This is a genomic window from Alsobacter metallidurans, from assembly GCF_014636935.1.
In the GTDB taxonomy this organism is placed as follows: domain Bacteria; phylum Pseudomonadota; class Alphaproteobacteria; order Rhizobiales; family Beijerinckiaceae; genus Alsobacter; species Alsobacter metallidurans.
On record NZ_BMES01000001.1, the window covers coordinates 1,800,942 to 1,827,001 of the forward strand.

The 26,060-nt window shown below is 65.8% G+C and carries 24 protein-coding genes; 4 read left to right on the forward strand and 20 right to left on the reverse strand.

Features of this window, described 5'->3' with window-relative positions; all coding sequences use genetic code 11:
* The 10 genes from IEV99_RS08290 to IEV99_RS08335 all read right to left on the reverse strand — a co-directional run bounded on the left by IEV99_RS08290 (position 1) and on the right by IEV99_RS08335 (position 11,143).
* Positions 1–1,329 carry an acetoin dehydrogenase dihydrolipoyllysine-residue acetyltransferase subunit gene (locus IEV99_RS08290; RefSeq protein ID WP_188517187.1) on the reverse strand — a complete coding sequence of 443 codons (1,329 nt, stop codon included), beginning with the start codon at positions 1,327–1,329 and terminating at the stop codon, positions 1–3.
* 2 nt (positions 1,330–1,331) lie between these two features.
* A complete protein-coding gene (locus IEV99_RS08295) occupies positions 1,332–2,360 on the reverse strand; it encodes an alpha-ketoacid dehydrogenase subunit beta (protein WP_188517188.1) in 1,029 nt (342 codons plus the stop codon).
* Positions 2,344–3,372 carry a thiamine pyrophosphate-dependent dehydrogenase E1 component subunit alpha gene (locus IEV99_RS08300; protein WP_188517189.1) on the reverse strand — a complete coding sequence of 343 codons (1,029 nt, stop codon included), beginning with the start codon at positions 3,370–3,372 and terminating at the stop codon, positions 2,344–2,346. The genes IEV99_RS08295 and IEV99_RS08300 overlap by 17 nt, the downstream gene beginning before the upstream one ends.
* Before the next feature lie 26 nt (positions 3,373–3,398).
* On the reverse strand, positions 3,399–4,724 hold the full coding sequence (locus tag IEV99_RS08305; protein WP_188517190.1) for an NAD(P)H-dependent oxidoreductase: 1,326 nt from the start codon (positions 4,722–4,724) through the stop codon (positions 3,399–3,401).
* Between the two features lie 128 nt (positions 4,725–4,852).
* Positions 4,853–5,437: a hypothetical protein gene (locus tag IEV99_RS08310; protein WP_188517191.1), complete on the reverse strand. Its 585-nt coding sequence runs from the start codon at positions 5,435–5,437 to the stop codon at positions 4,853–4,855.
* 26 nt (positions 5,438–5,463) lie between these two features.
* Positions 5,464–6,207, reverse strand: coding sequence for a 5'/3'-nucleotidase SurE (locus tag IEV99_RS08315; RefSeq protein ID WP_188517192.1), 744 nt, complete (start codon positions 6,205–6,207; stop codon positions 5,464–5,466).
* Positions 6,188–7,363, reverse strand: coding sequence for an MBL fold metallo-hydrolase (locus IEV99_RS08320; protein WP_188517193.1), 1,176 nt, complete (start codon positions 7,361–7,363; stop codon positions 6,188–6,190). The genes IEV99_RS08315 and IEV99_RS08320 overlap by 20 nt, the downstream gene beginning before the upstream one ends.
* Complete coding sequence (locus IEV99_RS08325; protein ID WP_188517194.1) at positions 7,360–8,445, reverse strand: ABC transporter ATP-binding protein; 1,086 nt, start codon at positions 8,443–8,445, stop codon at positions 7,360–7,362. Before IEV99_RS08325 ends, IEV99_RS08320 begins: the two co-directional genes overlap by 4 nt.
* Positions 8,433–10,145, reverse strand: a complete 1,713-nt coding sequence (locus tag IEV99_RS08330; RefSeq protein ID WP_188517195.1) for an ABC transporter permease — start codon at positions 10,143–10,145, stop codon at positions 8,433–8,435. The genes IEV99_RS08325 and IEV99_RS08330 overlap by 13 nt, the downstream gene beginning before the upstream one ends.
* Positions 10,146–10,156: 11 nt before the next feature.
* Positions 10,157–11,143, reverse strand: a complete 987-nt coding sequence (locus IEV99_RS08335) for an ABC transporter substrate-binding protein (RefSeq protein ID WP_188517196.1) — start codon at positions 11,141–11,143, stop codon at positions 10,157–10,159.
* A 144-nt stretch (positions 11,144–11,287) separates the two neighbouring features.
* Here IEV99_RS08335 and IEV99_RS08340 point away from each other — a divergent pair, with 144 nt between their 5' ends.
* A complete protein-coding gene (locus tag IEV99_RS08340) occupies positions 11,288–11,644 on the forward strand; it encodes a helix-turn-helix domain-containing protein (protein ID WP_188517197.1) in 357 nt (118 codons plus the stop codon).
* A gap of 378 nt (positions 11,645–12,022) precedes the next feature.
* Here IEV99_RS08340 and IEV99_RS08345 read toward each other — a convergent pair whose 3' ends face one another.
* The 5 genes from IEV99_RS08345 to IEV99_RS08365 form a co-directional block, all read right to left on the reverse strand.
* On the reverse strand, positions 12,023–13,525 hold the full coding sequence (locus IEV99_RS08345) for a mannitol dehydrogenase family protein (RefSeq protein ID WP_188517198.1): 1,503 nt from the start codon (positions 13,523–13,525) through the stop codon (positions 12,023–12,025).
* Positions 13,526–13,664: 139 nt separating this feature from the next.
* Positions 13,665–14,420, reverse strand: a complete 756-nt coding sequence (locus IEV99_RS08350; protein ID WP_188517199.1) for a glycerophosphodiester phosphodiesterase family protein — start codon at positions 14,418–14,420, stop codon at positions 13,665–13,667.
* A gap of 22 nt (positions 14,421–14,442) precedes the next feature.
* Positions 14,443–15,363, reverse strand: a complete 921-nt coding sequence (locus IEV99_RS08355) for an ABC transporter permease subunit (protein WP_188517200.1) — start codon at positions 15,361–15,363, stop codon at positions 14,443–14,445.
* 3 nt (positions 15,364–15,366) lie between these two features.
* Positions 15,367–16,356: a sn-glycerol-3-phosphate ABC transporter permease UgpA gene (gene ugpA / locus IEV99_RS08360; protein ID WP_188517201.1), complete on the reverse strand. Its 990-nt coding sequence runs from the start codon at positions 16,354–16,356 to the stop codon at positions 15,367–15,369.
* Positions 16,340–17,650, reverse strand: coding sequence for an extracellular solute-binding protein (locus IEV99_RS08365; RefSeq protein ID WP_188517202.1), 1,311 nt, complete (start codon positions 17,648–17,650; stop codon positions 16,340–16,342). The genes ugpA and IEV99_RS08365 overlap by 17 nt, the downstream gene beginning before the upstream one ends.
* Positions 17,651–17,801: 151 nt before the next feature.
* Here IEV99_RS08365 and IEV99_RS08370 point away from each other — a divergent pair, with 151 nt between their 5' ends.
* Complete coding sequence (locus tag IEV99_RS08370; protein ID WP_188517203.1) at positions 17,802–18,536, forward strand: HAD family hydrolase; 735 nt, start codon at positions 17,802–17,804, stop codon at positions 18,534–18,536.
* Here IEV99_RS08370 and IEV99_RS08375 read toward each other — a convergent pair.
* Positions 18,500–19,543, reverse strand: a complete 1,044-nt coding sequence (locus tag IEV99_RS08375; RefSeq protein WP_188517204.1) for a zinc-dependent alcohol dehydrogenase — start codon at positions 19,541–19,543, stop codon at positions 18,500–18,502. The genes IEV99_RS08370 and IEV99_RS08375 overlap by 37 nt on opposite strands.
* A 185-nt stretch (positions 19,544–19,728) precedes the next feature.
* Between IEV99_RS08375 and IEV99_RS08380 the strand changes: the two genes are divergently transcribed.
* Both IEV99_RS08380 and xylB read left to right on the forward strand, forming a co-directional pair.
* A complete protein-coding gene (locus IEV99_RS08380; protein WP_188517205.1) occupies positions 19,729–20,676 on the forward strand; it encodes a sugar-binding transcriptional regulator in 948 nt (315 codons plus the stop codon).
* A gap of 5 nt (positions 20,677–20,681) precedes the next feature.
* Positions 20,682–22,133: a xylulokinase gene (gene xylB / locus IEV99_RS08385; protein WP_188517206.1), complete on the forward strand. Its 1,452-nt coding sequence runs from the start codon at positions 20,682–20,684 to the stop codon at positions 22,131–22,133.
* A 10-nt stretch (positions 22,134–22,143) separates the two neighbouring features.
* On the opposite strand, the gene IEV99_RS08390 is transcribed toward xylB, so the two are convergent.
* From IEV99_RS08390 to IEV99_RS08405, 4 genes are all read right to left on the reverse strand, one after another.
* Positions 22,144–22,935 (reverse strand): inositol monophosphatase family protein, encoded by a 792-nt coding sequence (locus tag IEV99_RS08390; RefSeq protein WP_188517207.1) that lies wholly within the window; start codon positions 22,933–22,935, stop codon positions 22,144–22,146.
* A complete protein-coding gene (locus IEV99_RS08395; protein WP_188517208.1) occupies positions 22,928–23,773 on the reverse strand; it encodes a phosphodiesterase in 846 nt (281 codons plus the stop codon). The genes IEV99_RS08390 and IEV99_RS08395 overlap by 8 nt, the downstream gene beginning before the upstream one ends.
* 79 nt (positions 23,774–23,852) lie before the next feature.
* Positions 23,853–25,130 (reverse strand): ABC transporter substrate-binding protein, encoded by a 1,278-nt coding sequence (locus IEV99_RS08400; RefSeq protein ID WP_188517209.1) that lies wholly within the window; start codon positions 25,128–25,130, stop codon positions 23,853–23,855.
* Positions 25,131–25,178: 48 nt separating this feature from the next.
* Positions 25,179–26,006, reverse strand: a complete 828-nt coding sequence (locus tag IEV99_RS08405) for a carbohydrate ABC transporter permease (RefSeq protein WP_188517704.1) — start codon at positions 26,004–26,006, stop codon at positions 25,179–25,181.
* Positions 26,007–26,060: the final 54 nt, after the last annotated feature.

Below are 26,060 nucleotides of genomic sequence, written 5' to 3' on the forward strand. Positions count from 1 at the left end.
TCAGGTGGCGACTCGGTACGTCTCCGCGATGATCCTGGCCATCTCCTGGCGCGCTTCAAAATGAGGAAGGTGCCCGACACCCTGGAACAGGTGAACGGCCACCCGACCCGGCAAGCTGCGGACATGCGCGGCCGGGATGATGCGATCGGCTTCGCCGAAGACGACCCGGGTGGGGACGGACAGGCCCGCCAGGATCTTCCGCACTGTGAAGGTCTGCGTGCCGTCCCGGAACAGGTGCGAAGCCATCACGCGCTGGCCGTCGACAAGACCGCCGCGGGTTCGCTGACGCAGCGTTCCGGCGACGAGAGCTGGACTGAGGGCGTCCTCGTCAGCCACCAGGCGGAGCATCCAGGGCCTCAGGCTGGCCTCGCTTTCGGCCCTGAGGAAACCATCCAGAAAAGCCCCGTCGATGTCCGGGCCGAGCCCCGCGGGAGAGAGCAGCGCCAACCCGCCAACGCGATCGCCAAACCGGCCGGCCAGCATCGTGGCGACTGCGGCGCCGAGCGAATGGCCGACCAGCACCAGGCGGTCGACGCCTTCCGCCTCGATGGTTCGGGAAACGGCGTCCTCGATCGCCGCGAGATCACTCCCGCCCACCGCGGAAGACTGGCCGTGGCTCGGAAGATCGACGGCCAGCACGGGAGCGGCCCCCGGGAGGAGGTCGACCAGGGGCCGCCAGCCCGACAGGTCCGCGCCGAAGCCGTGCAGCATGACCAGCGGCAATCCGTCTCCGCGACGAAGCCAGACGCGGTGCAGCAGTCCATCTCCGGACAGGTCCGCGCGATCTGGTCCGCCCGTCGCGGTCACGGCCTGGGCCAGAACCTGCCGCGGTTGCGGCTTTCCAAGGAGCGCAAGCACGTCCACGCTCTGGACGCGGCCTCTCGGACCGGTTCCACCGACGCCCTCGATCGACACCCCGTTCTGCCGCGCAAGGCGACGGGCTAGCGGCGTGGCGCGAAGGCCGGAGCGTGAGGCGTCGTCTTTCGGTTCTGACGTAACGTGCATCGCCGGTCGCGATGGGGGCGCATGCTCCTCCGGAGCGGCGGGCGCGACTGGCGCGTCGCCGACAGCCATGTTCGTCTGGGCTTCGCCCTGCGTGTAGATCCACGCCACGATGCTGCCGACAGCCACGTCCTGCCCGGTCGCGTCGGATACGAGCCGGAGAACGCCGCTGGCGGGCGACTCCACCTCCATGGCGGCCTTGTCGGTCTCGATCTCGAACAGCGGCGCGCCTTTCTCGACGGCGCCGGCGTCGTCCACGAACCACCGGGAGATCTTTCCGGTCGCCATATCCATGTCGACCCGGGGGAGGATGACTTCGGTCGGCATGGTCAGATCCTGTTTGCGAGCATGTCGGAAACAGCTGCAAAAATCGTGTCGGTCTGGGGCACGGCGGCTTTTTCGAGCTCCGGATTATACGGCAGGGGGCATTCGGCTCCGCCCAGCCGGACGATTGGGCAGTCGAGATAGTCGAAAGCGTCGCTTTCCGCGATGGTGGCGCTGATCTCAGCTCCGATGCCAAGCGTCTTTACGCCTTCGTAGACGCAGATGAGCCGTGACGTGCGCTTGACGCTGTCGATGATGGTTGCGGTGTCGATAGGACGCAGCGAACGCAGGTCGATGACCTCGGCCTCGATCCCCCGGGCAGCGAGCCGCTCGGCCGCCTCCAGTGCGCGATGCACCATGATCGCGTTCGCCACGATGGTGACGTCGCGCCCAGGGCGGCGGATCTCCGCCTTGCCGATCGGCACCGTGTAGTGGCCCTCAGGCACGGGGCCTTTCATCTTGTAGAGCAGCTTGTGCTCGAAGATCATCACCGGATCGGGGTCTTCGATGGCGGCCAGCAGCAGGCCCTTGGCGTCGTGCGGGGTTGACGGCTGCACAACCTTCAGACCCGGCACATGCGCCAGCCAGGCTTCCAGGCTCTGGCTGTGCTGGGCGGCCGCGCCCGTGCCCGATCCGGCCGGGAACCGCATCACGAGAGGCACGGAGACCGAGCCGCCGAGCATGTAGCGGATCTTCGCCGCCTGATTGACGATCTGCTCCATCGCCAGGGTGGCGAAATCGGAAAACTGAAACTCGTAGATGGGCCGCATACCCGCCATCGCGGCGCCGACGGCAACGCCCGCGCCGCCCAGTTCCGAGATCGGCGTGTCCATTACGCGGTCTTCGCCGAAGCGGTGCACCAGGTCGCCAGTGACCTGGAAGGCCCCGCCATAGACGCCGATGTCCTCGCCCATCAGGAACACCCGGCTGTCGGCCTCCATGGCGATCGCCATGGCTTCCTGCAGAGCCTGCGCGTAGCTCAGTTCGCGAACTCCGGCGTCCGGCGCCGTCTCGGCTTCAATTGCTGTAGACATCGCGCGTCAGGTTCTCAACATGGGGGGACGGGCTGGTCTTGGCGAACTCGATGGCTTCGGCGATTTCGGTCTCGACGCTGGCGCGCAGCGCGTTCGCCTCATCGGAGGTGAGGAGCCCGAACTCGGTCAATTCGGCTTCAAGCTGCAGGATCGGATCACGCGCCTGCCAGGACGCGATCTCTTCCTTTGTGCGGTAGCGGTTTCGGTCGCTGCGCGAGTGGCCGCGGATCCGGTAGGTCTTGTTCTCGATGAGCGTCGGCCCCAGCCCTCGCCGGGCCCGCTCGACGGCTTCAAAGGACGCGTCGGCGACGTCGGCCAGCCTGTTTCCGTCCACGACCACGCCCGGCATCGCGTAGGCGGCGGCGCGCGTGGCGACGTCGCGAACGGCGGTGGACCTCTCGGTCGAGGTCGACATGCCGTAGTTGTTGTTTTCGCAGACGAAGATCACCGGCAGCTTCCAGATCGAGGCCATGTTGAGGCCCTCGTGGAAGGCGCCCTCGTTGTTCGCCCCGTCGCCGAAAAAGGCGATCACGACCGAATCGCGCCCCTGCTTTTTGGCCGCCAGCGCGGCGCCGACCGCGATCGGGATGCCGCCGCCGACGATGCCGTTCGCGCCGAGATTGCCGCGCGTCGGGTCGGCGATGTGCATTGAGCCGCCGCGGCCCTTGCAATAACCGTCCTCCTTGCCGAAGAACTCGGCGAACATCCGGTTCACCTCGGCGCCCTTGGCGATGCAATGACCGTGGCCGCGGTGCGTGGACGTGATGTAGTCGCGGTCGTCCAGGGGAAGGCAGGAGCCCACAGCGCTAGCCTCCTGGCCGATCGACAGGTGCATGGTGCCGTGAATGAGGCCGCGCATGTAGGCCTCTTCGGCGCTCTCCTCGAAGCGGCGGATCAGGATCATCTTGCGCAGCGCGTCGTGCAGCTGCGGCTTCGACAGGCGGCCGTATATCCGCGGCCGATTGTCGAACTGCGGCGCGACCGTCTGGACGGGAGAGCCAGAGATGCTCATCGATTGCTTCTCCTTGAAGCGTCTGCTCAGGCCGTGAGGAACGACCGATCCGCTTCGTCAAGCTGGCGGCGCACCTGCGTGATCACCATGGTTTCGTCCGGCGCGCAGTTTTCGGACGTCAGGCGTTCGCCGGTCTTCACCGCGCGGGTGACGCGGGCGCGCTCCGCCAGTCCAAGCGGGAGCGCGCCCGCCGCCTGGGCGTCGCGCCACGTCATCGCAAGGCCGCGGTAATCCGTTTCGCCAATCTTCCCGAGCGTCTCGCCAGGGACGAGGTCGCGCTTCGCGACGGCGACACATTCGGCGACCGGGCGGTCAAGCGGCTGCAGGTCCGCCGTTCCGTACATCACGGCGCGGGCGGCCGAGAGCGGCGTTTCGAGGCTGGTCAGATGGTAGGGCCGGAACAGCGCGAAGCACGGCCCGGGCCCGACCTTGAGGTCCGTCATGCGCTCGAGCACGCGCGGATGCGTGGGCTTGACGATGCAGAACACACCGGGCGCCACGCCCTTGCCGATGGAATAGTCAACGACGCCTGCTTTGCTGAGGACGCCGCCGTCCTCACGGGTGCAAAGAACCTGGGCGAGTTCATCGCGGGTCGCCGAGGGGCCGTGCATGCCGGGAACGTCCGGGAGCAGCCCAGTCGCGTTGGCGACGGCCACCATCTCGACCATGGTTTTGGACCCGTCCACGAATTCCACCAGCATCCTGGCGTTCATGTTGCGGGCGCGCGCCTCGGCCTCGAACTCGGCCGGCGTGGCGTCGAACTTCAGGGGGTTGTTCTTGCCTTTTCCGGCCGCAACCACGTCCAGGCCCAGGCTCTGCGCGAAGCTGATAAGCTCCAGCGTGCAGGCGGGCTCATCCCCGGCCGCGCCCGTGTAGACGACGCCGGCGTTGCGGGCCTGCTGCATGAGATGCCGGCCGACCGTGATGTCGGCCTCCACGTTCAGCATCACGATGTGCTTGCCCTGGCTGATCGCCTCGAGCGCCACCAGCGTGCCGACGTTCGGATTGCCCGTCGCGTCGATGATGACGTCGATCCGGCCGGCCGAGCAAAGCGCCTTGAAGTCGCCCGTGACGGCGATCTTGCCGGCCTCGATCGCGGCGTCGATGCGCGAAGCCGAGTCTGCGTCGACCACGTTGCCCAGATCGTGGCCGGCCATCAGGGCGGCGTCGCGCGCCGCCTTGGTGTTGATTTCAGAGATTGCGCCGACCCGCAGGCCCTGCATGAGGGCGATCTCGACGACGATGTCGGTGCCCATCTGCCCTGCACCGGCGAGGCCCACCACGATCGGACCTTTGGTTTGCGAGCGGGCGGACAGCGCGGCCGCAAAACCCACGCGAGCGAGATCAACCATGAACGCCTCCCAGCAACGTGCGGCTTGCATTCTGCCGTATTGCACTTTTGTGCGCTGGTCAAACAAAATGTACAGATATGCCCTGAGTCGACCGGCGGTTCAGGGCGCGTTGAAGTACGAAGCCCAACTCAATGCGCCGAGTTGCTGCGGGGCGGGGCGTCAACGCGATCCCAATCGGGGCTTTCCGCCATCACGCGCTGGAAGAACGGCACCACCCAGCCGGCGTATTCGGCGGCGTTCTCCCGCATGGACCACCATGTCGTCAGAGATTGCCGGGCTTCCACGAAGCTGGAAGCCGGCAGTTGCTCGTCCTCCAGGATGGCGCTGCAGATCTCGGCGCAAAAACGAAGTGCGCAATAGCCCTCTGGCCAGAACTCCACGATCCGCGAAAGCTCAACGTCCTGGATCGCGTGATGCTCGCCCGAGACGCCGATCGCCTCCGACCGCACCAGCTCCCTGCTGACGACGCCGCCCATGTACAGGATGAACTGGCGCCGGACCGAGCGGGCCAGGTGGCGATTGAGATCGAAGCACCGCATCCAGTCGGCGAACGCGCGGGCGACACGGTCCTCATCCACCACGGGGCGCAACTCATACGGCTGCAGGATGCGGGCGCTGACGACCTGAACGGAGGCGGTGAACCATTCGCGGGACCGCACCTGCTTTCGCAGCGGCGATCCCGCCTGAAACAAATCAGCCCTCTCGAACAGCATGGCGTCCTCCCTGGCGTCCAACGCCCTCAGCCGATCACGGCCGCGAGCTCGGCGCTCTTCACGGATGCAGCCCGCCATGACTGCAGCGCGTAGATGGCGAAGCCTTGCGACAGCAGATCGTTCTCGTCCCCTGGCTCGCTGGTTCTCTGGCGACCCCGCGGCATGATCAGCGTCGTGGTCGGCCCGCCCTGCTCGACCACATCGCAGCGGACGCCAATCTTGTTGGACCCGATCCGCTCCACCGGCTTGAACGGCGCGGGCAGGTTCGCTGGAAGATTGAAGCTAAGCCAATGGCCGGGGCTCGCCCAGGCGGCGCGGCTCTCGAAGAGACGACGGATCAGGCCAGCGATCCATGCGCGTCCGGCCGCTGTTAGATCCGGCGCGCCGTCGCTGGAGAACGCAATGGCGGGCAGCCCCCAGAACGCCGCCTCGCGGGCGATGCCGATCGTGCCGGAATACATCATGTCCTCGCCGACATTGCGGGAGTCGTTCACGCCCGAGAGCACGAGGTCTGGTCTGCCTGCGGCCGCGAAAAGGTGGCTCATCGCCACGGCCACCGAGTCGGCCGGCGTGCCCGTGCAGCTGAAGCGTTGTGGCGCGCGCTCGGTGAGATGCAGCGGGCGGCCGAGCGTCAGCGCATGGCTTCCGGCGGTGCGCTTGCCGTCCGGAGCGACGACCCAGATGTCAGTCGAGAGCGTCCCGGCGGCGGCGATGAGCGCCTCCAGGCCCGGCGAACCATATCCGTCGTCGTTACAGAGTAGGATGCGCATGCAGCAAAGCTTCCACGTCAAGGGTGTCGCCAGTGGCCGCGATATGCAGGTTCGGCAATCGTCCAACCATGCGCCGCAGGGTGGCCTCGTCGCACGAGTGACCGATGCTGATGCGCGGCCCGCACTGGCTGATCAGCGCCGTCGTCTCCGCCCAGGTCGGATGCGTCGGCAGGCGGATCCAGTCGGCCTGGCGCCGCTTAAGGGCACCCTCGGCCGGACTTCCCGCCGGCAAATGGCCGGTCAGCAGGATGGGAACGCCATCGCGGACGGCCCGCTCGATGGCGTCGCGGCTTGGGCCGGAGAGGCCCATGCCATCATCAACCAGCAGCGGCTTGGCCGGGAATGGCTCCCCCTCGGTCCAGTCCTCAATCCGTGACAGCGTGGCCTGGAGTTGATCAGACATCCCGGGTTGCAGCCACATGCGCTGGCTGACCTGTTGCAGGATGCTGGCCCGCATGCCGCGATGGATGGCGAGGTTCGGCCCGAGTGCGGCGATGAGCTCGAGCGACCGCCCGATGAGAGGCGTCGGGAGGAGGCTCGGGCCCACGCGACTGCCCACCCACATGCCGATATCGCGCAGGCGTTCGGCCAGCAGCACGGGATCGTCCCCATAGGACGCGTCGAACAGCACCACCTCGGACGGCGGCGGCGTATCCATGGCGAGCACGGGACTGTGCGGAACCACATCGCCGCAATACAGCGCCGACGTCCCGGCGCGATTGGACGCCCGCATCCAAACGCCGCCCACGGCATGCCCCGAACGCCCGGTTTCGACCCGGAGCGCCCCGAAGTCGAGCGTCGCGCCCGGTCTGAACTCTTCAATGTCCAACGTGGCGGCGGCGGAACGCTCTTGCGGCGTCGCGTACTCGGCCAGACATGCATCCATGTCGGCGCGGGTCTCAGCGGTCATCAGCACCCGGCCGCCGAAGCCCTGTTCGACGCACCAGCCAAGGCCGCCGACATGGTCCTCATGGGCGTGTGTGATCAGGATGGCGTGCGCCCGCGCGAGCTGCTCCGGGCTAATTGCCGGGTAGTAGGCGTGTTGCCTGTCGCTGGTGTTGATCCCGACATCGAAGATCAGACTGAGGCCATCGCTCTCGACGCCCACCGACGTCCGGCCCTTTTCGCCGAAGCCGCCATGGAGGTGCAGTCTCATGCGGCCAGACCTTCAGCGTGCGGAATGACCCAGCCCTCGCCGACGGCGACGCGCAACGCTGCGCCCTGCTCAATCCCGCCAACCTCGTCCACATGCAGGAACAGCCGCGTGCTGGGCGCCCGATCAGGCGCGACTTCCACCCGAAAGCGCCCGCCAAGATACGTCAGCTTGGTCACGTGGCAGGCGACGCCGCTCCGACCATCGGCGCTGGGGCTCAGCGCATTGGGGTACAGGGCCAGCTTCACCAATCGGCCCGGGGCCTGGCGCCTGGCGCAGCGCGCCTTTACGTCGGCGTCGTAGAGGCGGACCACGCAGCGGCCATCCGCTTCGCTGGCCAGCATCTCCGCGTCCAGCACCATGCCGCCGCCGATGAAGCTGGCGATCATTTCGGTGGCCGGGCGATCGTGGAGCTCGGCAGGCGTCGCCAACTGCGCCAGGCGGCCGCGATCCATCACCGCAATGCGGTCCGCCATCGCCATGGCCTCGGCCTGATCGTGCGTGATGTACACCATCGTGCTGCCGCTACGCCGGTGGAAGTCCGAGAACTCGTCTTCCATCGACGCCCGCAGATGGACGTCGAGGTTCGCCAGCGGCTCGTCCAGCAGCACGAGATTGGGCGACTGCACGAGGCAGCGGGCCAGCGCCACGCGTTGCCGCTGGCCGCCGGAAAGCTTCGACGGCGAGCGATCCTCGAATCCACCGAGGCCAACGACGCCCAAAGCCTCAGCGACTTTTTTGCGGGTCTCGTCCTTGCTGGCGCCGAGCACGCGCTGGGAGTAGCCGACATTCTGCGCGACCGTCATGTGCGGCCAGAGCGCATAGGACTGGAAGACGATCCCGACCTGCCGGTCCTCGGGAGGCACGTGGCGATTAGGCGCCGAAACGGTTTTCTCGCCAATGCGGATTTCGCCGCTGGTGACACGCTCGAACCCGGCGATCAGCCGGAGCAAGGTGGTCTTGCCGCAACCTGACGGGCCGAGGATGGCGAGGAACTCGCCGTCGCGGACATCGATGCTGACGTCTTGGAGAACCTGCACGTCGCCAAAGGACTTGGAAACGCGGTCGAGGATCAGTCGCGCCATGGAAGAACTCCAGCGGGAACGTGGCGGCCCAGTGCGGCCAGCAGGAGGAGGATCGCGAGCGTCACCACGATGGTGAGCACCGACATGGCGGCGGCGAAGTTGCTCTCGCCGCCCTGCTCGAAGGAGAACACCACCACGCCGAGCGTTTCCGCCCGGGAGGACCACAGCAGCGCCGAGACGGTCAGCTCATTGAAAGCCGTCAGGAAGATCAGGATTGCTCCGGCCACCGCCGCCGGCGCAACCAGCGGCACGATGACGGTGCGCAGCCGAAAGGTCAGAGAGGCGCCGGCGACCTGGGCGGCTTCCTCCAGCGCCCTGTCGAGCTGGTGATAGCCGCTCACGACGGGTCGAAGCCCGAGCACGAGGAAGCGCGCCAGATAGGCGAAGAAAATGATCCAGATCGTATTGTAGAGCGATATACCCAGCATCGGGATCGGCTTCAGGAACAACAGGATGGCGGCGATCGACAGCACCACGCCCGGAAGCGCGTAGGGCAGTTCCGCAGCCAAGTTCAGCAGTCGCAGCAGCCACGTCCGCCGCCATACGACGAAGTAGGCGAGCGGCATCGAGATCAGCGCCAGCAGAACCGCGGCGCCGCCGGCCAGCATGAAGCTGTTCGCGAAAGCGCGCCGCGCGGCTTCGTGCTCGAACAGGACAAACCGGAAGTTTGCCAGCGTGGCTGTCGCCGTCGTGAGCCGCACGCCATAGGCGGGCACCAGCGAGGTCATTACGAGCCCGATCAGCGGCACGAGAAGGATGACCGTGATGGTGGCCCAAAGCAGCATTTCGGTCGGCAAGCGCCACCGCCCCAGTTCGAAGGGCTGGAACTGCGCCGAACTGGTCGTGGTTCGGAAATCGCGGCGGTGCAGCATCAGATCCTGCAGCAGGATGCCGGCGATCGCCACGACGCCGATGAGGATCGACAGCACCGCGACTTCCGACAGCGCGCTCGGGCCGAGGCCTGAGAGCCGCTGGTAAATCAGCGTGGGCAGAACCGTGTAGCGGCCCGGAATTCCAAGAAAGGCCGGAATGCCGAAATTGCCGATGCAGGAGACGAAGGACAGCGCCAGGCCGGCGATGAGCGGCGGGGTCATCAGCGGCACGATGATGGTCCGAAGCACCATCCACTTGGATGCGCCGGACGACAGACCTGCCTCCACGAGCTCGCGGGGAAGGGATCGCAGCCCTGCCCGCAGCGTCAGGAACACCAGCGGCGCATACTGGATGCCGAGCAGCAGGATGATGCCTTCGCCGGAATACAGCGGATTGCGCGAGCCGAGCGGCGGGGCCATGCCGATCGCCTTGAGAAGCGGGCTGGCGGGTCCGGTCACCTGCAGCCAGGCCAACGCGGTGACCTGCGGGGCGATCATCAGCGGCAACACGAAGCAGAAGACGAACGTCGAGCGCGCCCTGATGTCGGTCATCGCCACCACGATCGCCACGATGGCTCCGATAACGAACGCGATGGCGGTGCCGCCCAACGCGGTTTCCATGCTGTTTCTAAAAGCCGTCCAGGTCGCCGGGCTGGACAGCACGCGTCCAAAGGCGTCGAGAGACGGTGTCCCCCGGACCATGACGCTTTCAACCAGCAGCCTCGCCAACGGGAGCAGGGACAGGGCGCTGACGACAGCGCCCAGCCCGTAGATCAATCCCCGCTCGCGCCAAATGCGCCCCGATTGTTCGACCGCCGCGATCGACATGACGCTGGGGCTTACCCGCCGAACATGTCTGCGAAGCGTTTCTTATCCGCCTCGGTGCGCGACAGGATGCTCTTCAGGTCCTTGGACATGATGTTGATCGTGACGTCCTTGGGCAGCCATGTTGGGCCGGTGATCGATGTCTTGGCGGGCACGTAACCTTGGCTGACAGCGAGCCTCTGCCCCTCGTCAGAGAGGATGAAGTCGACGAACGCCTTGGCGCCGGCCACGTTCTGGCTCGTGCTGAGGATCGCGACCGGCTCCGTCACCGCAGGTACGCCTTCCTTGGGGAAGACGAACTCGATCGGCGAGCCCTTCTGCTTTGCGTTTAGCGCCATGAAGTCCACCAGCACCCCGTAGGGCTTCTCACCGGTGGCGACAGACTTGAGGACGGCTCCGTTGCCTCGTACCGACACGGTCTGGTTCGACTGCAGCCCTTCGAAATACTTCCACCCGAGATCGTCCCGCTGCGTCATGGCGCTCAGCATGATCGCGGCTGCGCCCGAGTAGAGCGGGCTCGGCATCGAGATCAACCCCTTGAATTCGGGCTTGGCCAGATCCGCCCATGACTGCGGCTTGAGGGGCGCTTCGGTATTGTACGCGATCCCGGTGGTGATGAGCTTGGAGCCGAAATAGTAGCGCTCGGGATCGATTGAACCCTCGCGGAAGCCATCCGCCTTCGCCTCTTTGTATTGGAGAAGGCGCTTATCGGCTTTCAGGGCTTCCATGCTGACCGCGTCGGCGATCAGCAGCACGTCAGGCTTGGGTTGGCCGCCAGCGAACTCGGCGGCAAGCTTGCTCATAACCTCGGTGGTGCCGGAGCGGAACACCTCGACCTGCATGCCCGGGTTGGCGGCCTGGAACCCCTTGACGGTTTCCTGCGCGTCCTTGTCCGGTTGTGATGTATAAAGAATGATCTTTCCCTGACTCAATGCAGGGACCGTCGTTGCGCCGACCAGACACAACGTCGCTATCAGTGTGCGGATCCGATTGTGCGCCATGGAATCCTCCCAGGTGGCAAGCTGATTGACCGCCTGCGTTGTGGCCAAATATGATTGAACATTTGTGACAACGTCAACGTATTTGTGCACCTTTGCAGGACTCGGTGCAGGCTATAGAATGCGCGCAAAACGAGGGGAAAGCCGATGCACGTCAACATCTCGCAGTTCGCCAAGCGCTCACGTGAGCTGACGCCGTCCGATGTTCCTCTGATTCTCGAGAGGATCCGATCCCATCTTGTGATGCCGCGGATGACCCCTGAGGAGTTCCGGGCCGTGGTCACTCAACTGGGATTTTCGTCGACACGAGGGTTCGCGGAGCGTATCGGCCTGCCGCACCGTACTGTCGAGAGCTGGGACAAGTTCGGAATGTCCCGCGACGCCGCCCAACTGCTGTTGGCGCTGCTCGCCTACAAGGATCGTGTCGAAGGAGCCATTCGGGACATCGACAGCTATACCAACATCGGTTTGGCTGACTTCTTCGAGAATTACGATATTCCGTAATGCTCGGATCGAAGCAGCGTCAGCAAGCGGCGCGAGCAGGTTACACCATCTGTGGAAGCTAAAAGGGTAACCGGGTGGGCTGCTTGCCCCAGCACTCGCAGAGCGTCGGACCTGGCCTTCCAGTTTTGAGCCTGGCGTAGCGATCCCTCTTCGGCGAGCCCAAGGCGGCAGTGCATCTGGCGCCAGACACATCGTCGCGCGGGTAGAAGCGACAGCACCGGCAATCTGCGAGGAGAGAGCACGAGTAACTGCCGGCAAATGCCCGCTTTCGGCCTTTGACGGAACTTCTGCTTCTGGCGCAAGCCGACTGCTTCGAACGCCTCCCGACCCGAAGCGGTCATGTTCATAGGTCAGAGCGAATGCATCCACCTTTTAAGATCAAGACCCAGGCGGCCCGAGCTTGCGGCTTATGATCTGACTTGCTCTGTCGAGCGTCGCCTGCACGCCGGCGCCGTAGAGGCTGCCCAGCCAGTCCGTCAAGCGCGCGATGAGCCGCGAATTGTCGCCGAGTTCCCCGAACAGCGATCTGATGGAGAGCAGCGGACGTGGATCCGGTCCGCCCTCCAGCGCCTTCTCGCGCAGGAGAGCCGCAAGCGGATGCGTCACGAGGAGCGGCGCGCCTTTCTCATCCGCGCCGCGCACCCGGTAGAACCACGCGGCTAGCGCGAGTGCGAGGAACGTTACGTCCTGCTCGGCCTTCAGGCGGTCGCGGATCGGCTCCACGAGCAGGTTGATGGGCGCATCCGAGTTGACGCGCTGCACGGTGTCGCGGATGGCCACGTTGGCGAACCGCTGGAGAAGCTCGGCCTTGTACGCCGCTATGTCCACGCCGGGAATCTCGGGCAACGTGGGCCCGGTCTCCCGATCCATCAGGGCCGCCATGACGGTGCGAATGCGCGGATCAGCCAGCGACTGGTCGATTGTCACATAGCCGGCGAGCTGGCCCAAGCCGGACACAGCCAGATGACTGGCGTTCAGCAAGCGCAACTTCATGAACTCATAGGGAGCGACATCGTCGACGAACTGGGCGCCGACCTCCTCCCAAGCCGGACGGCCTTGCGGGAAGCGATCCTCAATGACCCATTGGCTGAAGACCTCCGACACCACGGGCCACTGATCAGCGACGCCGTAGCGCTCGGACAGCCGTTCGATGTCGGCCTGGCTCGTGACGGGGGTGATCCGGTCCACCATGGTGGAGGGGAAACTCACCGCCTCGGCGATCCAGCGCCGCAAATCCTCGTCGCGCAGGGCGGCCAGGTCCATGACGCAGTGGCGCAGCACCTCGCCATTGTGCTGGATGTTGTCGCATGAGAGCAGGGTAGGGGGCGGCGCGCCGGCGACATGTCGGCGACGGAGCATCTCGACGATGACCCCGATGGCGCTTTTCGGTCGATAAGGGTCAGCCAGATCCGCCCGGATCAGCGGGTGCTCGACATCGAGACGCTTCGTGGCGGCGTTGAGGCAGTAGCCGTTCTCGGTGACCGTGAGGCTCACGATGCGGATCGCCGGACGATCCAGGATCTCCAGCAAGGGGCCGCTCGTCTCGCCGGCGTCAAACACCCCTGCGAGCGAGCCGATCACCCGAACCCGCTCATGCTCGCCGTTGCGCTCCACCAGCGTGTAGAGCCCGTCCTGCGGCGCCAGCGCATCGACCATGCGCTTGTCCCGCGGCAGCAAAACCGCGCCGACAATGCCCCACTCCAGCGCTTCCGGCCGCCGTTCCATCAGTTCATGCGTGTAGCGGGCCATGTGGGCGCGGTGAAAGCCGCCCAGGCCGAGATGCACGATCCCGGGCCGCACGCTGGCCGGATCGAATGCGGGACGTTCGACGGTGGGCGGCATGTCCGCCAGAGAGCGACGATCCAACGAGATCAGGGTCAACGACGCCCTCCGCGTGAGTTTGATACCAGTCGGACGCTCGTGCAACTGAAGCCGGTCATGAGGGCCGGGCGTGGGTTTGTGACGAGCGTTCACCCCGAATGACCCGCGCCGAGACGGCCTCGTTACGAGCATATGCATGCTATGAGGCGGATCCGTTACCCGCCAGCTGCGCTCGTATGTCGACGGCGAGATCAGGCCTATCCGTCGTCAGTTGCGCGATGGGCTGGCGGAGCCAATGGTGCAAGTCCGTCGCCGTGTTCGGCGCCCAGACGCCGAGCCGGGCCGTGCCGACAACCGACAGGCACGCGTCCTGCTCCGCCTCCAACAGGCTTTTCTCGACCGCGATCGTGCAATCCAGATCCATGAAGCGCTTCAGCGCCTGGTTCAGGCCACCCAGCATCTCGGCCGAGCGACGGTCAAGCGAGGCGAGCCGGCGCATGCTTGGCGCGACGGCGCGGATCTCTTCCAGCACCTCCGGGACGAAGCACGTGAGCCGCACCCGCTCCACCATGTGGTAGCGCTCGACCATCGCCACGGTTTTCTGCACGAGGCCTGGGTAAGGCACGCCGCGCGAGTCGGTCTTGATCTCCAGCTCCAGGTGCAGGCTGGTGGGCGCGAACAGGGCGAGAGTTTCGTCGAGCGTCGGAATGCGTTCGTCGACCGTATCCTGGAGGCGCAACTGCCTCAAAGCATCCAGCCCCAAGGCCGCTACCGGGCCGCGCCCCGTGGTCGTGCGATCGAGCAGGGGATCGTGGATCACCACGATCTCGCGGTCGCGGGTGAGGTGCAGGTCCAATTCCACCGCGTCCACGCCAAGATCAATCGTGCGGCGAAACCCGCCCAGGCTGTTCTCCGCCCACAGGTTGCGCGCGCCGCGATGCCCGATAATCCACATGTCCGGCCTCTCCGTTGAGTATTTACTTGCCGCTGTCGATGAGCCCCTTGGTGAACCAGCGCTGGGCGAATAGCACGAGCAGCACGGGGGGCAGCATGGTCACCAGGGTGGCGCTCATCAGCACGTGCCACGTGGGCTGGGCGTCTGCGGAGGGCAGGAGCTCGCGCAATCCGATCACGGCCGTGGCCATGTCCTTGTCGGACGTCACCAGCAGGGGCCACAGGTACTGGTTCCAGGACCACAGAAAGAGGATGATCGCCATCGCGATGATGTTGGATCGGGAGAGCGGCAGCAGGATCATCCAGAAGAACTGCATCGGGCGCGCGCCGTCGATGCGGGCCGCCTCGCTCAACTCGTCCGGGATCGTCATGAAGAACTGCCGGAACAGGAAGGTGGCGGTGGCGGAGGCCATCAGCGGGAAGATCAGTCCGCTATAGGTGTTCACCAGCGACCAGTTCACCGTCAGGCTGACAGCGCGCCCGAGCAGGCTCGTCGCCAGAGTGTCGAGGCCAAGCGTCTCGACCAGCAGATTCCAGGGCAGGCCCGCATTGGCGGCTGACTCGTAGGTCGGCACGATCCTGACCTCGATCGGCAGCATGAGCGAGACGAAGATCAGCCAGAACGCCGTGCGCCGCAGCGGAAACCTGAAATACGTGACCGCGAAAGCGGCCAAGAGCGACACCGCGATCTTGCCCGCCACGATGGCGGTGGACACGACCAGCGAGTTGAAGAACAGCCGCCCGAAATGGGCTTTCCGCCACGCCGTCTCGAAATTGGCGAAGAGCTGGTCGGAGGGCAGCCATGTCATCGGCAGGCTGAGCACCTGCTGCTGCGACAGGGAGCCGGTCACGACCACGAAGTAGATGGGCAGGCAGAAAAGCACGGCCCCGAGGATCAGGATCAGGTGGCAGGCCGCGTCCAGGATTGGGGTTCTTTCGACCATGCGTCAGACTTCGTACTGCACGCGCCGCTCGACGACGCGGAACTGCACGAAGGTGAGCGCCAGCGCGAGCGCCATCAGGATGATCGACTGCGCCGCCGACGACCCGAGATCCAGCGACACGAAGCCGTCCTGGTACACCTTGTAGACGAGCGTCGTCGTGGCTCCCGCGGGCCCTCCTCGCGTGGTCGCGTCGATGATCGGGAATGTCTCGAAGAGGCCGTAGACCACGTTGATCACGAACAGGAAGAACAGCGTCGGGGTCAGCATCGGCAGCACGATGGCGAAGAACCGCCGCACAGGTCCGGCGCCGTCCACCGCGGCGGCCTCCACGATGGAGGGCGGCGTCGCCAGCAGGGCCGCGAACAGGAACAGGAAGTTGTAGGAGATCTGCTTCCAGGCGCTCGCCACCACGACGAGCGTCATGGCGTGCCCGGGATAGCGGTTCGGATCCCACGCGACGCCCAGCGAGTGGAGCACCTGGGCCAGGGGGCCGACCGAGGGGTTGAACAGGAACGCCCACACGATGCCGGAAATCGCGGGCGCGATCGCGTACGGGATAATCAGGAGCGTACGATAGACGCCGCGCCCGCGCAGGATGTGGTTCGCCGCGAAGGCGAGCAGCAGGGCGATCCCAAGCGTGGCGACGCTGAGCGCCACCATGAAGACGATGGTGGCCCGCACCGCCGCCCAGTAGGGCGGGCTCCGCCACAAGGCGACGAGGTTGTCGAATCCAACCCATTGCACCCCGCCGCCGAAGGGATCGGACAGCTGGAACGCCTGGATGAGCGCCCGAACCGACGGGATGAAGAAGAACAGCAGGAGGATGAAGAGCTGCGGCGCCAGCAGCAGGTAGGCGAGCCCGCGATTGGGGAAGCTCGACCGCTTCAGCCCGCTCTCGACGCCGCCCGACCTGTCGCTTGTCCGGCGCGCCCCCGCAAGGCGAAGGGCCTTGCCGAGGCTGACGCCGGAAACGCTGTCAGTTCTTGCCAGCATTGACCTTCTCGAACTGACGCAGCACCTGGTTTCCGCGCTCGACCGCCATGTCCATGGCCTTCTGAACCGGCTTTTGCCCGAGCAGGCCGGCCATGATTTCTTCCTTGATGGCGATGTTGGCCTGCGCGCTGTTGCCCAGGCGGAAGCCGCGTGAGTTGTCGGACGGCGTGCCTCGCATCAGCTGCAGCACTGCGATTTCGCGGGTCGGCTTGTCCTTGTAGTAGCCCTCGGCCTTGGCGGCTGCGTAGGCCGCGGACGTCACCGGCACATATCCGGTGGCCTTGTGCCACCACACCTGCGTCTCGGTTTTGCCGAGGTAATCGTAGAACGCGGCGACCGCCTTGTATTCAGGCTCGGTTTTGCCCTTCAGCGTCCAGAGGGCGGCGCCCCCGATGGTGCTGTTCTTGGCGGTGGAGCCCTCCTCGTGCGGCAGGAACGTCGCGCTCCACTGGAACTTCGCGCCGGCCTCGACCGCCGCGTGCGCGGCCGTCGAGTTGATCACCGTCGAGCACTGGCCGGCGATAAAGAGCTGTCCGGGGTTGATGCCTTGGCCGGCGAGCTCCATGAGGCCGTCGTCGAGATGCTTCTTCACCTGCTCGATATGGCCGACCAACTTGGTCTTGTTGAAGACGTACTCGGCCCCGTAGCCATCGAAGCCGTTGCGCTTCGTCGCGTAAGGCTGGTCCTCGATAGCGCTGTAGTTCTCGAGGTAGCTCCACTCCCAGTCCGCCGGCAGCACGGCGGCGCACTTGGAAACGCCTTTCTTTTTGATGGCGTAGAGCTGCTCCTCGAGCCCCTTCCAGGTATCGGCCGGCGCGTCGAAGCCCGCGGCCTTGAAGTGATCCTTGTTGTAGAAAAGAATTGGCGTGGAGGCGTTGAACGGCATGCTCATCATCGCGCCGTCCTTGGTGTAGTATGTCGCGATGGGAGCGATGAAGTCGCCCCAATTGATCTTATAGCCTTCTTTGGCCATCAACTCGGCGACAGGCAGGGTGGCGCCGGAATTCACCATCGTGAGGAAGCCGCGCTCGTTGACCTGGACGATCGCGGGCTGCTGCTTGGCCCGATAGGCCGCAATCATGCTGTTGACGACTTCGTCATACGTCCCCTTCGCCACGGCCCTGACCGCGTAGTCGTTCTGGGACTTATTGAACTTGTCGACGAGCTCGTTGACGCGGTCGGCGAGTTCGCCGCTCATCGCGTGCCAGAACTCGACCGTGGTCGCCGCCTGTGCGGCCCCCAACGGAGTCGACAGCATCGCCAGCGCCAAACACGCCTTGGCCATGGTTTTCATGGATCCGACCTCCCTGCTGAGCTTTTTTGTCAACGTCGGCGGTCGTCAGATTCTCCGCCTGCTGAAGCAGCATACTAATGTATCTGTTGCCTTACAATCGTAACGTGTATGTGACAGCACACACTCTGGCGTCAGTTGTGGAGTTGCGCCTATGGCAGATTTTCAGGAGCCAACCGCTGCGGATCGTCGCGGCCTCGTTATCTTTGATTGCGACGGGGTCCTCGTCGACAGCGAGATCCTGGCCTGCGATGTCCAGAGCCGGGCGCTCGCACGGCACGGGATGAAGATTTCCGGCGCGGAAGTCGCGCGCCGTTTCCTCGGCGCGTCCGCCAAGGACATGCGCGCCGCCATCGAGGCCGATTTGGGCCGGTCGCTGCCCGCCGATCACGAAGATCAGTGTCTGCGCGAGCTCTATGCGGCCTTTCGGCGCGAACTCGCGCCCGTCGCCGGGATCGCGAACGTTGTCGGGGCCGTGCGAGCCGCCGGATACGCCTGCTGCGTGGCCTCGAGTTCGTCGCCGGAGCGCATTGCGCTGGCGCTCGACGTCACCGGGCTGAGATCGGCGCTCGAGCCCCACGTCTTCAGCTCGACCATGGTGTCGCGCGGCAAGCCTGCGCCGGACCTGTTTCTTTTCGCGGCCGAGCGGATGGGGTTCAAGCCCGGCCAGGCCCAGGTCGTCGAGGACAGCCAGAACGGCGTCAAGGCCGCCAAGGCGGCCGGCATGCGGTGCGTCGGCTTCGTCGCAGGCTCACACTGCTCCGCCGAACATGCCGACAGCCTCGTTGCGGTCGGGGCCGACCGCGTGTGCGCTGACGCGCGATCGCTGAGCGCCGCCCTGACGGGTTGGGATCAACGCGACCCGGAGGGGGCGGGGTCGCCCGGATAGAGCAGGCACTTCACCATGCCGGCTTCGTTATCGGCGAGCCGGGCAAAGGCGGAGGGGCCGTCCGACAGGGGAAGCCTGTGGCTGACGACGGCGTTCACATCCACCCGGCCCTGCGCCACGAGCTCGATCGCACGCGGGTACACGTGGCCCATGCGGCGGGAGAACTTGATCGAGAGCCCCCGCCGCCGGGCCTCCGAGGCCGGCAGCGTGTAGGTGTCGCCGTCCGGAATGCCGACGAGCACCACGCGGCCGCCAATCTCCGCCGCCCTGACGGCGTCGCGGAAGCCCTCAGGCGCATTCGTCGCCTCGATCACGAGCGGCATGCCTTCGCCCCCGGTCCAACCGGCGATGTCCTCGACGCTCGCGCCTGCGCGGGACGCGCCCAGCCGCAACGCCAGCGCACGCCGGTGGGGCAGGGGATCGCACACGACGATCTCGCTGGCGCCGACGGCCTTGAGCACCTGCAGGATCAGGAGCCCTATGGGCCCGCAGCCGAGGATCGCCACGCGCTCGAGGAGGCGAGGGCGCGCAAGGTCGACCGCGTGGATAGCGACGCCAAGCGGCTCGAGCATCACCGCCTCGGCCGGCGTGAACGCGACCGGGACGGGCACGATCAGGGACTTTGGAACCCAAATGCGGTCGGTCATGGCGCCGTTGTTGGGCGGCGCGCCGATAAACTCGACATTGGGGCAGAGATTGGGATGGCCTGCCAGACAATGCCGGCAATGGCCGCAGGCGTGGTTGGGGTCGACCGCCACGAGCCGGCCACGCTCGAGGCCAAGCTCCGGAACGTCCTCGGTCAGCCATCCGCTGAACTCATGGCCCGGCACAAAAGGCTCCGTGATCGTCGCAGCGCCGATGCCTCCGTCCTTGTAATAGTGCAGGTCGCTGCCGCAGAGCCCGACCGCCGCAACGTCCAGCAAGGTCTCTCCCGGCGCGCCTTCCCGCAGGTTGAACGGCGCGATGCGAGCATCGCGGGCGGCATGGATGAAGACGGCTTGCGACATGGCGGAATCAGCGCTCCACAGTAGGCTTCAACAGATGTAATTTGTGTCATACATTAGTTTCAGTCAACGCGCTACGCCAAGGCGCAATCGCCGGGCCGCTGGCCGCAATTGGGTTGTGATGTAATCCTCCGCCGATGTATCCCGATCCGGGCCGTCAAGGCCGCCCGATTGCCGCTGGAGCCGCCATGCAGGACGACGCACAGACCCAAGTTCGCGCGGCGTGGCTCTACTACATGGAAGGCCTCACACAGGCGGAGGTCGCAGACCGGCTGAAAATGACCCGGCTGCGCGTCAACCGCCTCCTGGTCGACGCCCGAGGCAGCGGCCTTGTGAACATCTCGATCAATTCGCGCCTCGAAAGCTGCGTCAGGTTTGAACGCGCTCTCGTGGACGAATTCGGGCTTCGAGACGCGGTGGTGGTGCCCACGCCTTCCAGCCCGGACCAGGTGCATGCGGTGGTCGGCCAGGCGGCCGGAGAATTCATATCGCGCCTGATCGAGGACAACCCGTCCGGGGTTTTCGGCGTCGGCTGGGGCGGAACGTTGCGCGAGACGATCCGGCATGTCCGCTCCGGCCGGTTTCCTGACATGAAGGTCACCTCCATGATGGGCGGCCTGACCTACGGGATCGAGATCAACACGTTCGAGATCGCCAGCGAACTGGCGCGACGCTGGCAGGCGGAGTGCCATTATCTCGCTGCCCCCATCTATGCGGGCACGCCGGAAAGCCGCAACACCATCGTGGCCCAGGACGTCTTCCAGCACGCCTTTGAGCGGATCCGGTCCACCGACGTCGCGATCCTCAGCGCCGGCGACATGACGGATCGATCGCTGCTGATCCGCTACGGCCTGCCCCCTCTGGTCGAAGTTCAGGACCTGGTGCGGGCCGGGGCTGTCGGCGACATGCTCGGGCAGTTCATCGATTCCCGGGGTCAGCCTATCGAGCATCCCATCAATCAGCGCGCCATTGCGCTGCCGCATGATGCGTTGCGCTCGATCCCAACCGTGATTCTGGCGTCTGGCGGAGCCAACAAGGCCGCCGTGATCGCGGCTGCGCTTCGCGGCAAGCTCGCGTCAGTGCTGATCACCGACGAGAGCGCCGCCGAGGCGGTGCTCCAGATCCTGAGAAGGTGAACGCAATGGCCTCGGTCCTCGGCATCGACCTCGGAACGTCCGGCGTGAAATCGGTCCTGGTCGACGACCATGACCGGGTCCTCGCGGAAGCCATGGCGCCGCTTACGGTATCGCGCCCGAGAGCGCTCTGGTCCGAGCAGGATCCAGAAGACTGGTGGCAAGCCGTCGAGCTGACGCTCGATGAGCTGGCGCGCGCCCATCCCGAGAAACTGGCCGCTGTCCGGGCGATCGGGCTGTCGGGACAGATGCTCGGAGTGACGTGCCTCGACGCGTCCGACCGTCCCCTGCGACCCGCCATTCTGTGGAACGACGGCCGCGCGAGCAGCGAATGCGCCGAGTTGGAGGCGGCTCTGCCCGACTTCGCAGGCCTCACTGGCTCTCGCGCGATGCCGGGCTTCCCGGCGCCGAAGCTGCTTTGGCTCTCGCGCCACGAACCGCAGACGCTGGCGTCGGCGCGGCGCATCCTGCTGCCAAAGGATTTTGTCCGCCTTCGCCTCACCGGCGAAGCGGCGAGCGACCACGCGGATTCCAGCGCCACGCTGCTCATGGACACGGTTGCGGGCCGCTGGGACGTGAGGCTGCTGGGAGCATGCGGCGTCGCCCCGGAACAGATGCCGAAGCTGCTGGCTTGCGACGAGGCGGGCGGCGGCCTTCGTCGCGTCCACGCGGAGCGCTGGGGCATGCGGTCCGATACGCCCGTGGTCGGCGGCGCCGGCGACAACATGTGCGGCGCGGTTGGGGCTGGGGTCGTCGAGGCGGGCCGGGGCCTCGTCAGCCTGGGCACTTCTGGCGTGTACTTCTTCGTCAATGATCGCTACTTGCCTGCGCGGAGCGGGGGCACGCACACGCATCGCCACGCCATTGACGGTCTCTATGGCCAGAATGGCTGCATCCTCAGCGCAGGAGCGGCGCTGGCCTGGGCGGCTGGCCTCGTGGGCGCGAAAGACGTTCCGCATCTGCTTGCGCAGCTGGAGGCGGCAGGGCTCGCCGTCGAGGACACGCCCGTCTTCACCCCCTATCTGGCAGGCGAAAGAACGCCCCACAACGATGCCGGCCTGACCGGGACTTTCTCCGGCCTGACCTTTTCGACCACGCCGCTTCACATGGTTCATGCCGTCCTGGAAGGCGTCGCCTTGGCGTTGGCCGACTGCCACGACGCGCTGAAGGCGAGCGGCGCGCGGATCGCGGGCCTTTCCCTGGTCGGGGGAGGATCGCGCAGCCGCCTCTGGGCCAGCCTCGTCGCCAGCGCCATCGACATGCCCCTGTCGGTGACAGCCGACGCCTCGGTCGGCCCTGCGCTCGGCGCGGCCAGGCTGGCGCGCAGCGGCGTGGGCGGGCCGCTGGTGAGCGATGCCTCGGACGGGGCCGCCGCCTTGGAGGTTCGGCCCGTCGCCCATCTCGTCGACGCTCTGGCGTCAAAGCGTCAGCGCTATATGCGGCACCTCGCCCTGCGCTGATCCCCGTCGTTCACGCGCCGCGCACGGCGTCCAGCAACTCTTCGTGGATCAGCCCATTCGAGGCGATCTTCTCCAAGTCGTCGTCGCCGGATTCGGCGCCCGACGCTGTGGTGACCCGACCGCCTGCGCTGCGCACGAGCGGCATGGCGGCGGCATGCGAAACGATGTCGGCCTTGAGGGCGACGAAGCCGTCCAACTGTCCCGCCGCCACCAGGGACATCTCGAGGCCGCCCGAAACCACGATGCGGACGCCCCGCGTCCGCTCCGCCAGCCGGCGGACCACATCCGCCGACCGTGCGATCTCGTCGCCCGTGTAGTGGGACGTGAGCACTACCGAAACAACGGCGTCGGAGAGGCGGCGCGTCTTCGAAACGGCCGCGGGCTTTCCGTTCACGGTCGCGACGCCATCCAGCGCATAGTGGGCCACAAGGCCCGCCACCGGCGCACAAGTAATCCCGAGTATCGTCCGGCCCTGTTCCTGGTAGGCCATCGTCACCGAAAACCAGGGCAGGCCGCTCGCATAGTTCACCGTTCCGTCGAGCGGATCGATGATCCAGCGTGGTCCGTCAACGGAGCCAGAAAATCCTGCTTCCTCTGACAGAATGGCGGCCTCGGGCGTGAGCGCCCGGAGACCTTCGATGACGAGCGCTTCGGATGCGAGATCCGCCGCCGTGACGACGTCGCGCAACTCCTTGCGAGCGATCGACAGGGGATCGTTCTGCATACGGACGAGAAGCTCGCCGGCCCGGCGCGCCAGGTCGTCCGCAGGCCCGATCAGCGACGCCGCTGTGTGCTCAGCCATTCTGCTCACCCCGTATTGCGTGGCCCGGATATGCGGGATCGAGCACGAACTCGCGGCGCGGTCCAAAATCTCCGATCGGCTGCACATGGCTCACGAGACCGGCTTCGGGGTCCCAGACATGGACCGCGAAAGCCGGCGGCTCGAGAATGAACCGGTTCGACTCGCCTGGTCGAAGATCCAGCGCGACCTGATGAGCCGAACTGGGAGCCACATACCCCATGGTCTTGGCGAAACGGCGCTGGATCGGCCTGTGATAATGCCCGCAGGCGACACGCTCGATCTCCGGATGGGCGGCCACCAACGCGGCGAAACCAGGGGATGTCCGGCATGGAATCGCGTCCATCCCGGCCACCGCCACGCGAAAGGGCGGATGGTGCATGAAGACTAGCGTCGGCCGGCCCTCGCCCTCCGCCAGCCGCTCGGCGAACCAGACCTCGCGTTCGGCGCAGATCTCTCCGCCGTCTTCGCCGGCGATCACGGTGTCCAGTCCGATCAGCCGGACCGTAAAGTCGTCGATCACGTAGTGCAGAAACCCGGATTCCGGCAGGTAGGGATGTCCCGCCCTCAGGCCGTTCGCGAAGTTTTCGCGACGGTCATGGTTTCCGGGGATTACGTAGACTGGCATCGGCAGCGCCGCGAGCGCCTCCTGGACGATCGCGTATTCCTCCGGAAGTCCGCAGTCGGCGAGGTCGCCGGTGACAAGCACGCAATCCGGGTGTGGCTCCATCGCCAGCACGGCCTCCACGGCCCTCCGCATGGCCGCGTTGGTGTCGACGTCGCCATAGGCGGGCCGACCATTTGGGCGAGCGTGGAAATCGCTCAGTTGAACGATTATCATGGACGAAGTCTCTGGCTGGTTCAGAACGACGACGCCTGCCGCCCGGCTCCGCGCGGCCGGGCGGCAGGCGGGAGGAGCGTTACTTCATCAGCGCTTCGGTTTCTGAAACAATGCGCTCGATACCGGCCTTCGGCGCCGTCTCGCCGCGCATTACGCTGTTGATGACCTCGCGCTGCGTCCGCCAGATCCGGACCGAATTGTTGCCCGGGTAGCCCTGCCAAGGGGCGGCGCGATCGACCTGGCCGTTGATGGTGCGGAAGTTCGGATTGGCCTTGTAGAACGGGCCGAGGAACTCGTCAGATCCTGCCCGAAGATTGGTCGGCATGTAGCCGGCCGTCTCGACCACGATCTTCTGGGCCTCCGGCCCGGTGACGAATTTGATGAACTCCCAGGCCGCCTTCTGCTTCGCCGGGTCCTTGGCGGTGATCAGCGCGGCGTTTCCGCCCGTCGGCAGCTTGCCCTTCGCCTTGTCGTCGATCGGGAAGAGGGCGGTCTTCAGCGTGAACCGGTCGCCGATCAGGTCCGTAACCTGTCGCAGACGCGCCGGGGTGTCGAAGAAGATGCCGATCTTGCCTGCGATGAATTGCTGGCGTGATTGATCCCAGTCGATCAGCGGCATGCCGGCTTCCGTCACGAAGCTCCGCAGCGTCTGCAACGCTTTTTCGCCATAGGCGCCGCCGAAGCCGACCTTCTTGCCGCTGTCGTCCAGCAGCGTCGCGCCGCCCTGCAGGATCATGCCGCGCCACAACCAGTCGTCGGGCCAATCGTGGATATTGTACGCCATTCCGGCGACATCGGTCGCGCCGGCCCGGATCGCCTTGGCGAGCGCAACCAGAGCGGCCCAGTTGTCCGGCATCTTGTCAGGATCGCCGCCGGCCTTCTTCACCAGCTCGGCGTTGTAGTACATGAGCGGCGTCGAGGCGTTGAAGGCGAGGCCGGATTGCTTGCCGTTGGCCTGCCCAAGCGATAGCAGCGCGTCGGAATAGTTGACCTTGCGCCAGGCTTCCGGCTCGGCCGCGAGCATCGGCCCGAGATCGACGATCTGCTTGCGCTTGTCCAAAGCCTCCACGAGCTCGCTCAGGAGATGGAAGCCTGAGTAGTAGACGTCCGGCAACTGATTGGTGACCGACTGCCGCAGCATCGTCTGGTGACCTTCGTCGTAGCTTGCTGCCGGCGCGCGGAAGTTGATCTTGATCTTGGGGTGCGCCTTCATGAATTCCTGGGCGATCGGCTCATGAAATTTGGCGAAGGCCGGAAAGGCGTAGAAGACGTCGAGGGTGACGTCCTGGGCCCTGGCCGCCGTGCTGGCGACGAGGGCGAGCGCCGCGGCTGCGAACGCTCTGCCGATGCTTTTCATGGTGAGTCTCTCCATTGCGGTCGCCAGAGCGGCGGTCCGAGGGCGGGGCTACTTCACTCCGGTCATCGTGACGCCATCGATGAACCGGCGTCTCGCGATCAGGAAAGCGATGACGAGAGGGGCGGTCAGAACGGTCGCGGCGGCCGTGAGCGCTCCGTAGTTGGAGCCCGTCTCGGCGTCGGCGAAGAACATCATTCCGAGCGGCGGCGGGGCCATCTTGGCGTCCGAGATGACGATCAGAGGCCAGTAGAGATCGTTCCAGTGCGCCACGGCGGAGAAGACCGAGAAGGCGGCGATCGCCGGCCACGCGCTGGGCGTCACGATTCGCCAGACAATCTCGAACTCGCTCACGCCGTCGAGGCGCGCCGCGTGGATGATGTCGTCGGGGAAGCTGCGGAAGAACTGGCGCAGCAGAAAGATGGCGAAGACCGAAAGGAAAAACGGCGCCATCATCGAGAAATAGGTGTTCAGCAATCCCAGTTCGGCGAGCGCGATGTAGAGGGGCATCGCGGGCACTTGAACGGGTATGCACAATCCCAGCAGCACCAGGACGAAGACCACGTTCCGGCCGGGGAAGTTCAATTTCGCCAGCGCATACGCGCAGGGGATCGCGACAAGCAGTTGCACTGCCAGAATCCCGAAGCACAGGATCAGCCCGTTTAGCGCAAAGCGCAGCAAAGGCGCCTGCGATAACGCGAAGGTGTAGTTCTCAACGCCGTAGAAATTCTTCGGCCAGAGTGAGATCTGCGCCGTGAAGATCTCAGCCGGCGGCTTGACCGACGTGATCAGCATCCACACGAACGGCAGGAGCATGAACACGGCGCCAGCCACCAGGACGGCATGGACGGCGACGAGCGACAGAAGGCGCGCCGCCATGGCGCCGGCCGGAACGGGCCGCGCAGCCGCCCCGCTCGGGAGTGCGGTCTCGGC